The organism is Rheinheimera aquimaris, from assembly GCF_020531985.1.
GTDB lineage: Bacteria > Pseudomonadota > Gammaproteobacteria > Enterobacterales > Alteromonadaceae > Alishewanella > Alishewanella aquimaris.
In genome coordinates, this window is record NZ_JAJAVQ010000003.1 from 1 (window position 1) to 12,996 (window position 12,996).

The following is a 12,996-nucleotide window of genomic DNA, read 5'->3' on the forward strand; positions in this document are numbered from 1 at the left end:
CAATCTAACTAATATACCTCGAACCAACTGAGCTAATTTCATCTGCGTTTAATCTGAGCTAGTGCAAGTGATATAAACGTTTTTTTAATGCACAATTACACCCCTTGACATGGTGGGGGTCGGTGGTTCGAGTCCACTAGGACGCACCAAAAATTTTCTTAAAAACGCTACCTGTAAGGTGGCGTTTTTGCTTTCAGAACTCCACTATCAATAAGCTGTTAAAATTCCTTAAAAGCGCAGTGATGCACTGTAGAAACTTTCTTAGCGCTTCTGCCCTGTCATGGGGTGTCAGGGAGCAGTAGCATACCTTTTCCCATTATTATTGCTTGCCGCTGAACCCAGTGGCCGGATCAAAATAGCTATTAACCTTTAAATATCAAAACCATGTTTTTTAATGTTGCATTTTTGTTTATTTTGATTTTGAAATTCTCGTATGTGCTTACTACACTTAACACCCCAACAAACCACCAGAGCGTAAGCATGAGCAAAGCCTTAAAAGCTGTTCTTAAAGTGGAAGAAGCCTTAACAGCGTGGGAAGAACGTGCTGTAGCGCCCGCCGCAGCGTACACAGCAAGCCAACTTTTACTGCAAACCATACCGTCACTAATTGGAGGAACCAGCAAACCCCAAACAGAGGAAATTCTTATTTCGCTATCCACCGTTGTAGAACAAATGTACTTAGCGAATAGCCGGGCTGAAATGAAACGAAATGCCAAGATGGCACATCTAAAAACGCAGCAACTATCAGATTTACTATCAAACCAGCGTTCGGCAGGATAGCCAGCGTTAATTGCAAAAGTAACTCCGAGCATGTTGGAATTTGCATGACCGGAAAACCCTGAAAGACAAAACAGGCGTGTTACACAAAAAGGTGAGATATCATGAGCACAGGCATGGCTGTAATAACCTCTAAACACGAAGACATATTCACATTACGGTGCGTTAATACTGCAAAAGAGTACTCCCTGCAAACAACTGACGACACCATTGCACCGGGCGATCTAATCGCACGATTCCAACCTGATGTAGCCGACCAGCTGTTAGTTAACATATCTACCACCCGGCCACTTTCAGCAAAACTTCAAATTTGCACCTAACGCCTCACCCTATTTCATTTATTCTGGGCAGGTAAATTGCCTGCCCTACTTCATCTTTGTTTAGATTCATGGCGTTGCAGTAAGCTGTATGCGATTAATAACATCCTCATACTGACTCAGATCGAGAAAAGCGATAACCTCAGTTGCTCGCAGGTTCTCCATTTTGAATATCCACACAAAGCTATTGTTATAAGGTTTCCCGTCTTTGGCCACCCCGGCGCCATCCCAATAAACAACCACATCGTTACCGTCTGCCCATATGTTATTAACTGTTGGCTTAACAAATGAAGATAACCGGGCCGCAAATGGCGCTACAGCCTGTTCTATAAATGCATCACGCCCCCGGTAAATGCCCGCTGCAGGGCCTGTTCCCTTGATGGTCCAAATCACGTCAGTTGAGAGTACATCCTGAAAGAATGTGCCGCCACCATCAGCCCACTGCTGAAAAGCCTGTGCAATAAATTGCTTATTCTGCTGTGTAATTGCGTCGTCAGACTTTGCCAGTACAGGCTCTACATTCATCAGGCCCCATAAAAGTATAAAGGCTTTGAAAACATGCTTGGATGTTGTCATATCAACTTCTCCTCTTTACCAGTCTATAGTTGCTCACCCCTATAATTTGGTTCAGGAAGGACGGATAGCGGTAACATGATTGTCTTAAGTTATTGCATTATTGTCTGAGAAAGGTGTATGCAGCTCGAGGCGATACTAGTCTGATCGGATACCACACAGGCTTAGCTTTAGCTGCCTGCTGTACGTGCGGCTGACTTTTAACGATTTCTGGTTGGTTAACACAAGGTTGTACTCTGAATTCATTAAGGGTTCGAGTTTTACCACATACTGCAGGTTTACAATGGTTGATTTGTGGATCCGTAAAAAGCCGTCAGGCAGTACATCGTTGATCAGGCTTTTCATCCTGGCGCGCATCACAAAGGTCTCAGTGCTGGTGTGAACACACATATAATCGCCGGCAGCATCTATCCATACTATTTCCCGATAGGGGATCAGCTGCGCGGGGTGATGCCCGTCCTGTATCACCAGCTTTTCCTGTTCAATCCGATACGCTGGTGCAGTGTCAGCAAGCCCTGCTGCGTCACCTGTTTGTATGATGTCAGCCACTTCCAGCATATGTTGCTTGCTTGAACCTATATCAAGGTTGACTGCAACCCTGGCTATGGCTTCGGCGAGGCGCTCCTTTTTCACTGGTTTAAGCAAATAATCCAGCGCCCGTACCTCAAATGCCTGCACCGCATATTGATGAAAGGCAGTGACAAAAATAATGGCCGGGCAGGTTTCCGGTTGCAGCTGTTTTATCAGCTCAAAGCCGGATTGGCCTGGCATTTCAATATCAAGGAAAATTAAGTCCGGCTCGGTTTTACTGATAAGTGCCAAGGCTTCAGTAACATTGCGGGCATACCCTACTACCTCAATCTGCGAAAAAGCTTCCAGCCGGATGGCCAGCCCTTCAATAGCACTGTATTCATCATCTACCAGTAGTGTTTTTAACTGCTTCATCGCTTGTTCTCAGCCAGTTCCAGCGGGATAGATATACTCACTCTGGCACCACCATTTTCACTGTTACCGAGGGTTAACTGGCTGGCAGCGGGATAAATCAGCTGTAGCCTCTCATGACAATTTTTGATGCCAATACCCAGGGATGTCGGTGCCGACGGCTCAAAGCCGGCGCCGTTATCGCTGACACAAATATGCAGCTTGTCAGCAACCTGGGTAAAGTTGACGGCAATAATGATACTGTTTTTCTGCCCCATGCCATGTTTTAGCGCATTTTCCACCAGTGGCTGCAATAACAGCGATGGCATCAGCAGCGCATAACAAGAGGGTTCAGCCGTTATCAGTACCTTTAGCTCACTTTGAAACCGGCACTGCTCTATATCAACATAGGTTTGCAGTATGGCAATTTCATCCTGCACCGTAATTTTTGCCAGTGGATCGGTATATAAACTGTAGCGCAGGAAATCACACAGTTTCTCCAGCATCGCCACCGCATTGGCATTGTGTTGTTTCAGAATAAGCGTACAAATAGCATTGATACTGTTAAACATAAAATGCGGGTTTAACTGATAGCGCAGCATCTTAAGCTGCGACTCTTTCGCCAGATGTAATGCCTCTGCTGCCTGATGGCGCTGCTCTGCGTTATCAAGATAGATTTTTATGCCGTAGTAACCGGCGGTCCAGGTCGCCAGCATCGTCATAGAGGCGGATGTCCAAGTACCAAAATCAAACCAGGTCATCGGCTGCCACAAGGTGCCATAAAACCACTGTAAACTGTGCCATTTAAACTGCGTCCACAGCAATGAAGCCGCCAGCAAACTTATAATATGCATGCTGATACTGACACCGGCAGCTTTTCGCCTGAAACCGGTATATAGCTTTCTGAGCCACAAGGTAATAAAGAAGCCGCAACAGGTGTCGAGCACCAGATGCGGCAGATGGATAACCCAGGGCTCCTGCCCCGGCATTTTAATCATCAATTCGGTAAGTAACGCATACGCCAGCCAGCCACAATACTGGCACAACCAAAACAACTGCCTTTTGGAATCGATTTTTATCAACGGCTAACCTTCAACGTAAATGTCAGCCCGGCAGCTTTGGTTGCCGGGCCAGCCCGTTACTGCTACTGCGCGCACTCCAGTAAGATAGTGGATGATGCTACGGTGTTAACTAAGGCAATATCTGCTACAGCCAGGCTAAACGGCTGTGCTGCTGTAAACCGTACCGCCTCTTGCACTAAGTTTACCGGGCCTGCTTCGCCTTCACAATGCAGCGGTAACGCTATGTTATACCACTTGCCTGCAGCCATGTTTTGCAGCACAGGTTCCAGCGATACCGTACGTAAACAGCTTTGCTGCTGACACATTGCTGCTATTTTTAGCTCATTTTGCATGTTGCTGCTGTCAAGCCGGATACTCAGCTGCAAAGATTTGCTACGGATATCTTGCGGCACTGGCTGCGCACCGGCGTAGATCAAACTGGCCGATACGCTGTTATCAGCGCATTGCCAGACAAATTTTCTGCCATCTTCCTGATAGGCCAAATTGACAGACTGCATAGTGATACTGTGACCATCGGCACTGACAGCTGAGGGTGTATTAAAGCTCTTTAACGCCGCGCTGCTATCCGACAAAGCCCACAACATGCCTTCGGCTAAGTTTCTGACAAACAGTGGTGTTTGCTCTGCGTTATCTTCTACGCTTTGTGCCCGTGTTGCTTCAGATAAGGGCGCAAGTTCAGTCTTGTCAGCATAAGTCAGGCCATAGCCATACGCAAACAACGGCTCGTACTGCGCCTGGCCGACATTCAGCAGGTATTGATCATCAAATTTGGGCCAGGAAAAACTCAGTTTGCCATGAAAATCATGCCGAATGACACCGCCTTTGTCTGCCAGCAATACATCGGCAATGCCCTGGCCTTCAGATCCGGGTAACCAGGCCGCGACAAAGGCATCAGACGCATTAAGCTCTTTATTCACCCACAGCGGCCTGCCACTTAGAAAAACTGTCACCACAGGAATATTCTGCTGTTTTAAGCGTTTAAGCAGCGCTAAATCGCGTTTATTACCTTGCTGGTATTCCAGCTGCTGAATATCACCAAACCATTCGGCATAAGGTTCTTCGCCAATCACCACTATCGCGACATCGGGTTTGTTGCGGTATTGCCCGTCTGCACTTAGTTCAGCACTGCCGCCGGCAGCCTCAATTTGCTGACGTAAACCGGCATAAATAGATGTCGCATTGGGGAAATCGGCATTAGTGTTATCAGTACCCTGCCAGGACACACTCCAGCCACCGGCCTGCTTGGCAATATTATCTGCGCCATCACCGGCAATAAGCACTTTGCTTTTTGGCGACAGCGGCAAAAGATTATCGTTGTTTTTTAGCAACACCAGCGATTTTCTTACTGCTTCTCTGGCCAACTCACGGTGTTCAGGCGCATTAAACCAGTGCGGGTTTGCCGATTCGGGCCGGCTGGACGGTTTACCACGGCTAAACACGCCCCAGCGTATTTTGGCACGTAAAAACCGCCTTACAGCATCATCGAGCCGCGCAGCAGAAATAACGCCGTCTTTTACCTGCTGCAGGGTATTGTGGTAAAAGGCTTCAAAGTGTTCCGGCACCATCATCACATCTACGCCAGCGTTGAAGGCGGCGGCGCATTGCTCTAAATCGCAGCCATCAACAAACTTATGCGCATTCCAGTCACTGATAACAAAGCCGTCAAAGCCCATTTGTTGTTTAAGCACCTCGGTTAACAGATACCGATCGCCATGCACCCTTTTGCCATTCCAGCTGTTAAAGGACGCCATAACCGACTGCACGCCAGCTGCAATAGCGGTGTAATAGCCGGCGGCATGAATATCACGCAATTCTTGCTCTGTGGTCACCGTATCACCACGGTCGATGCCGTTTTGGGTACCACCGTCGCCGACAAAGTGCTTAGCGGTGGCGATACGGCGATAATCGGTTAAAAATGTATCACCAACTTCGCCCTGAACGCCGGTTACCATAGGGGCTGCGTAACTAGCCACAATATCCGGGTGTTCAGAAAAACTCTCGTAAGTGCGGCCCCAGCGATCGTCCCGCACCACCGCTACGGTGGGAGCAAACATCCATTCAATGCCGGTTGCCGCCACTTCTTTCGCCGTCGCCTGCCCTATGCGGTGGATTAAATCAGCGTCGCGCGCTGCGCCAAGGCCAATATTGTGTGGAAACAAGGTCGCGCCATATACATTGCTATGACCGTGCATCGCATCCGTACCCCAGATGGTAGGAATGCTACTGCCATCTTCGCTGCTATCAATGGCGGCGGCGTACATTTCATCGGCATACTTAAGCCAGGTTTTGGCATCGGCCTGCTTTTGGCCATAAGGGGCGGTGTTGCCGCCATTAAGGTAAGAGCCAAAACCATATTTGCGCATCTGTGCCACGCTTAAATAACCAATCTCAGGCTGGATCAGTTGCGCCACTTTTTGCTCAATCGTCATGCCGGCGAGCATGGCATCCAGCTGTTGTTCTATGGCCGGATCGGGCTTTAGCGTAGTGTTCACTTTAGGCCAGCTAAGGTTTGCTGCATTAGCGTTAATATGGCAAACCAACAGGGCTGAACAAACACCTAAGGTTTTAGTCAGCGTCGAATATGAAACAAATGACATAGTGAAATCCTATACGTCTGCAGTAAAGCAATGCCGCTAAGGCATTACTGCAGACACTTGTACTTAATGAGGAATGTATTCAATAAAATCGTAATAAGCCCAGGCCGTGTCGCCATAGTACTGGCCAGGAAAGTACACACCGCTTTGAGAATTGTCGCCATGCCAGTGGTTTAGCATGATTCTGGTATTGTCGACCGGCCAGGCATAAGCCGGGATTTCGTCATTTGCCAGATAGCCATCGCCATTATCTTTGTAAACCGTGCGCAGGGTTTGCTCATTGCCACTGGCATCATACAGATACCAGCGGATCTGGCTTGCACTCCAGTCAAAACCTATAGTCAGCAGATTTTGCTGAATGTTAAGGCCATATTGAGCAAGGTCGATGTCCTGCTCCCAGCTTTGATAAGTGCCGCCCTGAGGCTGATAAATCACATTGGTATGTACCACATTGCCAAGCGAGGGCAAAAACTCGATATCAATCTCCTGCCAGGCCCTGCCGGGCGCATCCCACCAAGAGGTGTAGGTGAAAATTGATGCCACAGTACCTGGCGTATTACCGGTTTTCAGCGCGCCCTGTACTTTGCCATAACCATAACTTGCCTGGCTTTGCAGCTCGGCACAGCTGCCCTGATTCAGCACCAGCGTAATACCGTGCGAGCTTGGTGACACCATACCCGGCGTAAAAGCGCAGCCAAAGGGTGAGCCATTAGTGCCCGTTCTGGCAGACCAGATGCCGCTGTTAAAGCCCCAGCTAAAGTCGTCTTTAAAATAGCCGGCGTGAACCGGCGATGTGCTAACAAAACAAAAAGCAGCACAGATGAGCTTGGTGGTGTTTTTCATCATGATGTCCTGTTTGTTGCGGGATAAAGCGCCCGGAGCACAAAGGTGCTGCCCGGACGCAGTATTGAAGAGCTGGCGTTAGAAATTAAAGCCAGCCCGGATACCGTAGTAACGTGGCATACCAAAGCTGCCTTTATTAATACCTTTGCCGGTGTTATTCCAGTACTGCACCACTTCGTCGGTAGCATTATTGATAAACACTTCGGCGTACCAGGCCTGGCTTTGCGGTTCATATTTTAATGACGCATTTACCATGGTGTAGGCATCGCGTTTATCGGTAATGTACAGCGCGGCTTCATCGCTGACGGTAAAGTCCATATCGTCAAGATGTTTATCCAGATTCCAGATAGTGGTGTAAGACTTATCTTTCCAGCTCAGGTTAAACCAGCCGTGTACAAAGCCAAACCGGCCTAAGTCGAAGCTGTGGGTATAGCTGACATTGGCAGTAAAGCGCGGCGTCATCGCCAGGTCATTGCCTTTCAGGTTAGTGGTCAGCAAGGTGTTTTCCGGGTCTATCGAGTCTTCATACGACAAGCCAAACAGGTATTCCGGGTCGTAATCCCACTTGGTGATCCAATCCTCGGTAACACGGGCATGGGTCCAGGTGGCATAGCCGCTAATACGGCCGTTCTGATAAGGTTTCCAGTCAAACTCGAACTCGAGGCCTTTAATGGTGGCGCCCGGCACGTTTTGCGTATAGTAGGCAATCACCGGCTGGTTCTGATAATCCAGGATTGGCATGCCATTGTCATCCAGGATCGGGGCGCCGTTTTCATCTTCAACCGGCGATAAGCGCTCAACATTGCCGATAGAACCAACAGAGGCATACTGCATATCGGTGTAATCGGTATAGAAAAACGCCGCTTGCAGGTTCAATGAGTTATCGAAAAAGCTCGATTTGGCGCCAAGCTCCAGCGTCAGCACTTTTTCCGGGTCAAACTGGGTTTCAAAGCGGCTGACTTCGCCGGTTCTGTCGTTTACCACCTCAAATACATCGCCGATACCGCCAGCTTTAAAGCCCGACGCCAGATAGCTGTACAGCATGGTATCAGCGCTCAGGTTGTAATCCAGGCCGATTCTGAAATCGTGGTTACGCCACTGGCCTTTATTGTCGTTTTCAAAGTACGAGGCATAAAGTGCCGGGTCATTAAAATAATCCACCGGTAACGCATTAAGTACACTGCGGTTTAACCAGCCCGGCGCGCAGCCATCGGCGTTCGAGCAGCGATAAGTACGGCCGCCTTTATCCTGTTTGGTTTCGTGGCTGAAACGGTAACCAAAGGTGGCGTGCAAATCATCAGAGATGTTGTACGTGGCCTGGCCAAATAATGCATAAGCTTCGGTTGAGCGATCCGGTTGATCCCAGAACGCTTTATCATCCATCGGGTTATCGTAATAACCCACAGTTTTGGTCTTTTCGTGGAAATAATTAATACCGGCAATCCATACCAAATCGCCAAACTCGTCAGACTGTAACTGTAGCTCGGTAGAGTAAGACGTCGCGCCGGTTCCTTTAAGGAAATAGATAGCGCCGTCCCACGGATCTAAGCCAGTTTCGCTGTCTTGTGCAGACGATCTGTCCATGTCCTCGTAGCCCAGCAGCCATACCAGGCTCATCTCATCGTTGAGTGTGTAGTTCAGCGTATTGCGCAGGTAGGTAATATCCAGGTTCAGTTCGCCCGGTACGTTAACAACGGCCTGATAGGTATTATCGCTGGGTAAAAACGACGAGCAATCGCCGCCAAATTCCGCCGGCCGGCCGCGCAGCTGATCACAATTGACTAAATCCAGCGTACCGGCACTGTCGTTGACGTATTGCTGAAAAACCGTGTGGTTGCTGAACTGGCCGCTCGCTGGCTGCCATAAGGTACTGATACGAAAAGAATGTTCATTGGCATTATTGTAAAAGTCGCTTTTGTCGGCCGGTGTCAGCGCCCGCACGCGCTGCGCCTCAGGATCAGTACCAGCACCATCTATCCACCAGTTCTCCCGCTGTGTTACGGTTGCCCCAACGCCTTGGTAAGAGTCTTCCGAAATAACCGGTGCGTTCAGAACCTCGTCACTCAGATGCCGGGTGTCATACTGGTTTGGGTCCCAGTAACCTTCCAGATAAGAGTCGCGCTTTAAGCCTTTAGCCGCAATACGCACAGCAAATTCATCATTTAGCGGAATGTTAATAAAACCGCCGAGGTTTTTGCTGTTAAACCGGCCTGCTTCAGCATTAATATTGCCAGAAACACCGGTAAAATCGGGCTTGGCTGAAATAACATTGATACTGCCCACCGTTGAATTACGACCAAATAGCGTCCCCTGTGGCCCGCGTAGCGCTTCAACCCGCTCTACGTCGTACATCAGTGCCAATGCACCCTGCATCCGCGGCGAATAGATACCATCTAAATGCACGCCAACCGCCGGATCGCCCAGCTCCGTAATGTTAGTAGAGCGCACGCCACGCATTGAAATAACTGGTGCAGCCTGATCAGTAGCAGTCGAGATATCCAGCCCAGGTACTAAGTCGGCGATATCTTTTACGTTATTAACCCCGCTTTGCCTAAGCTGCGCTTCACTGAGCGCTGATATTGCTACGGGTGTTTCCATTAATTTGGTTTTACGCTTGGTTGCGGTTACCGAAATCACTTCGATTGCGGTGTTATTTTTTGCTGCTGCCTGGTTCGCTGTATCATCCGCTGTCTGCTCAGTTTCCTGCGCGCCAAGCGGTAATGCACAAGCCATCACGATGGCCATAGTTATAGTACTAAGCTTTAACATGTCTTATCCTCCCCGGGGTGTACTTAGTTTTTTGCAGGTACAACTACCCTGCTGTTGTTATTTTTTTCAGCACTTTAGTTGGGGCATCTGGACGAAGGCTATATCATTTCGGTAAAGCGAATTGCTGACAATACAACCCGAAAGCTGCCAGCTGCTTCGAGTTATATTTAATATCGCGGGATGTTTTACAACACAGTGTAAGGCGTGTTTGTCTGAGTAGTGACCGGCCAGCTTTAGCACTGCCAGACTTTACACCACTTTGGAATAATGCCGCTGACTGGTATTTAAATACGCATCAAAGCATGCGCAGATACTGCGAACCCACAATCTGCCGGTATCGGTAACTTTTATGCGCTCAGCATATATTTCAACCAGGCCGTCTTCCATAAACGGCTGCAACCGCTCAAGCGCATCGCTAAAGTACTGCCAAAAATGTGGCAACTGCCAGTTGCGGCTAAACACAGTGATATCCAGATCGAAATGACAAATTAACTGACTTATCAGCGCGGCACGTAATTTATCATCGGCGCTTAAGCTAAAACCACGCCGCGCCGGTAATGCACTGGCCCCTACTGACGCATAGTAGTCGGTAAGCTCTTTGCTGTTTTGCCACAGTACGCCATTTACCTGGCTGATAGACGATACGCCAAGGCCAACCAGTGCATCCTGCCCTGACGTGGTGTAGCCCTGAAAATTACGCTGCAGCTTACCGGCTTGCTGAGCTTTAGCCAGTGCGTCATTCGGTTTAGCAAAGTGGTCCATCCCAATAAACTGATAACCCGCGCCAACAAAGCGGCTAACGGCTAACTGCATCAGCGCCAGTTTCGCCGGCGCATCCGGTAAGGTACTGTCCGCTATTTTTCGCTGCGCCGCGAAACGCTCGGGCAAGTGGGCATAGCTAAACAGGGAAATGCGGTCCGGGTTTAAACGGATAATTTCTTCTACCGTTTCGGCAAAGCTTTGTGGCTGCTGAAACGGCAGGCCGTATACCAAGTCCAGGTTAACCGAGCTAAATCCCAGCTCGCGGCTAAGCGCTACCTGATGGCGGATAAGCCCAGTATCCTGCACCCGGTTAATCGCTATCTGCACTTTTTCATCCAGATCCTGCACCCCAAAACTCACCCGGTTAAACCCCAAACTGCGTAAATGCGCCAGCTTGTCGTCACTGCAGCTGCGCGGGTCAATTTCAATGCTGATTTCAGCATCGGCGTTAAGCGTAAAGTACTTGTGCAGCATGGCCATCAAACGGCTTAACTGAACTTCGGTTAAAAACGTTGGCGTACCCCCACCCAAGTGCAGCTGTTTAATACGCTTGGTATCAAGCAGTGGTGCATAAAGCTGCATTTCCTGCACTAACGCATCCAGATAAATGTCAGCTTTATGCTGATGGCGGGTCACCACTTTGTTGCAGCCGCAGTAATAACAAAGCTGGTGGCAAAACGGGATATGCACATACAGACTCAGCTCATCCTGAACCTGGCTGATAGCACCGGGAATAACAGATAAATCAAAATTCTCTGATAAAGACAGCGCGGTCGGGTAAGAGGTATACCTTGGGCCGTTGATATTGTACTTATTGATTAACTCAGGGTCCCATTTAATAGTCTGCATTGTCGCCTCTGTTATAACGGCTGCCGGTAGCGGCAAAGCCATTATAAAGCGGCTAAGCGGCAGTAACTTTGATCTGCCGCAAGCGCTTATCGTAAGTCTGGTTGGCTAACTAATATAAGCGACAAAGTCGGTTACACCGGCATCGTGGCCTAACTGGTTTAGCAAGGTAGTGATCTGGCCGCGGTGATGCGTTTGATGATTAAACATATGCGCTACCGCAACCCAGGTGGGGTGTTCGCGCAGCATGCCCTGGGAGTTACGGTACTTCATGGTGCTGGCCAGCTGCTCAGCGGTCAGCTCCGCTGCCCAATTGATAATCAGCTCATCTGTAATCGCCCTTTGCGCCTTAAGCTTAACAAAGTCAGCATAGAGCTCGTCCCGTAATGAATCAAACTTGTGCACCAGCTCTGCCTGTTGCAGTGACCGCATAGCGGGAAATGCTGCGGCAAAACGGCCAAGCCAAATTCTATCTGCCAGCAGAATGTGATTTAGCGTAGCGTGTATCGAGCCAAAAAAAGCGCCCATATCTTTTTTGCGCTCAGCATCCGTTAGCCCGCCAATCAGCCCATACAAACGGCTGTTAAACTCGGCGTTGTACTTAGCAAACCCCTCCATCTGTGCCTGATGTACTGTCATGCTATCTCCTGTGATTACTCGGTTTTTGTTGCCAGTGCCGGGGTTGCGCATACACTGCACAACGGGTCTTTGTTCAGGCTTAACTGTCGCCACTGGCAGGTTAGCGCATCAAATAGTTGCAGCTTGCCGTATAACGGCGCGCCAACGCCGGCCAGAATTTTCACTGCTTCAAGCGCCTGCATAGCACCAACAATACCGACTACCGGGCTTAAAATTCCGGCCTCCATGCACGTTAATTGTTGCTCACCAAACAACTGGCTTAAACAGTGATAACAGGCATCATCACCCTGCATGCTGAAACTCGCTACCTGACCTTCAAAGCGTATAGCCGCGCCAGACACCAGCGGCACCCGTGCTTTAACACAGGCAGCATTAATTGCGTTACGGCTGGTTAAATTATCAGTGCAATCCAGTACCAGAGAAAACTCAGGCACCATTGCTGCTAAATCGCTGTCACTCAACCGCCGGGACAGAGCACTAACCGAAATCCCGCTATTTAGCTGACGCAAGCTCGCTGCCGCTTGTTCCACTTTGCTAAGGCCAACGTCACACTCCCGATACAGAATTTGCCGCTGCAAGTTGCTGCTGTCGATACTGTCATCATCTGCCAGCGTAATACTGCCCACGCCACTCGCCACCAGATAAGGCGCTGCGGCGCAACCTAAGCCGCCCATGCCAATTAACAATACTTTGCTACCAAGCAGCGCCTCCTGGCCGCGAAAATCAAGTTGCGGCAGCATCAGCTGGCGGCTATAACGCATGGCCTGCTCCGCGGTAACCGGTTTAATCATTGGTTGCTCTTCTCTTATCAATTCAGCTGTCAGCGCAGAATATCAAATGGCGAATATGCCTCTTAAGAATGAGGCTGTTAGC

10 protein-coding genes and 1 tRNA gene are annotated in these 12,996 nt (G+C 49.2%); 2 read left to right on the top strand and 9 right to left on the bottom strand.

What is annotated here, in order from left to right; all coding sequences use genetic code 11:
• The first annotated feature begins 44 nt into the window (after positions 1-44).
• Both LHL18_RS09035 and LHL18_RS09040 read left to right on the top strand, forming a co-directional pair.
• Positions 45-149 (top strand) — tRNA-OTHER (locus LHL18_RS09035).
• A 331-nt stretch (positions 150-480) separates the two neighbouring features.
• A complete protein-coding gene (locus LHL18_RS09040; protein WP_226766754.1) occupies positions 481-780 on the top strand; it encodes a hypothetical protein in 300 nt (99 codons plus the stop codon).
• A gap of 383 nt (positions 781-1,163) precedes the next feature.
• On the opposite strand, the gene LHL18_RS09045 is transcribed toward LHL18_RS09040, so the two are convergent.
• The 9 genes from LHL18_RS09045 to moeB form a co-directional block, all read right to left on the bottom strand.
• Complete coding sequence (locus tag LHL18_RS09045) at positions 1,164-1,670, bottom strand: nuclear transport factor 2 family protein (RefSeq protein ID WP_226766756.1); 507 nt, start codon at positions 1,668-1,670, stop codon at positions 1,164-1,166.
• A gap of 135 nt (positions 1,671-1,805) precedes the next feature.
• On the bottom strand, positions 1,806-2,612 hold the full coding sequence (locus LHL18_RS09050; RefSeq protein WP_226766757.1) for a LytR/AlgR family response regulator transcription factor: 807 nt from the start codon (positions 2,610-2,612) through the stop codon (positions 1,806-1,808).
• Positions 2,609-3,670 carry a sensor histidine kinase gene (locus LHL18_RS09055; protein ID WP_226766758.1) on the bottom strand — a complete coding sequence of 354 codons (1,062 nt, stop codon included), beginning with the start codon at positions 3,668-3,670 and terminating at the stop codon, positions 2,609-2,611. The genes LHL18_RS09050 and LHL18_RS09055 overlap by 4 nt, the downstream gene beginning before the upstream one ends.
• Positions 3,671-3,732: 62 nt before the next feature.
• On the bottom strand, positions 3,733-6,267 hold the full coding sequence (locus tag LHL18_RS09060; RefSeq protein WP_226766760.1) for a glycoside hydrolase family 3 protein: 2,535 nt from the start codon (positions 6,265-6,267) through the stop codon (positions 3,733-3,735).
• Positions 6,268-6,330: 63 nt separating this feature from the next.
• Positions 6,331-7,110 carry a family 16 glycosylhydrolase gene (locus LHL18_RS09065; RefSeq protein WP_226766762.1) on the bottom strand — a complete coding sequence of 260 codons (780 nt, stop codon included), beginning with the start codon at positions 7,108-7,110 and terminating at the stop codon, positions 6,331-6,333.
• Between the two features lie 75 nt (positions 7,111-7,185).
• On the bottom strand, positions 7,186-9,876 hold the full coding sequence (locus tag LHL18_RS09070) for a TonB-dependent receptor (protein WP_226766764.1): 2,691 nt from the start codon (positions 9,874-9,876) through the stop codon (positions 7,186-7,188).
• A gap of 249 nt (positions 9,877-10,125) precedes the next feature.
• Positions 10,126-11,487 carry an oxygen-independent coproporphyrinogen III oxidase gene (hemN, locus tag LHL18_RS09075; RefSeq protein WP_226766766.1) on the bottom strand — a complete coding sequence of 454 codons (1,362 nt, stop codon included), beginning with the start codon at positions 11,485-11,487 and terminating at the stop codon, positions 10,126-10,128.
• A gap of 105 nt (positions 11,488-11,592) precedes the next feature.
• The gene (locus tag LHL18_RS09080) at positions 11,593-12,123 is read right to left on the bottom strand and encodes a DinB family protein (protein WP_226766768.1); all 531 of its coding nucleotides are present in this window, start codon (positions 12,121-12,123) and stop codon (positions 11,593-11,595) included.
• Positions 12,124-12,137: 14 nt separating this feature from the next.
• Entirely contained in the window at positions 12,138-12,914 is a 777-nt protein-coding gene (moeB, locus tag LHL18_RS09085; protein ID WP_226766769.1) for a molybdopterin-synthase adenylyltransferase MoeB, read from the bottom strand.
• Positions 12,915-12,996: the final 82 nt, after the last annotated feature.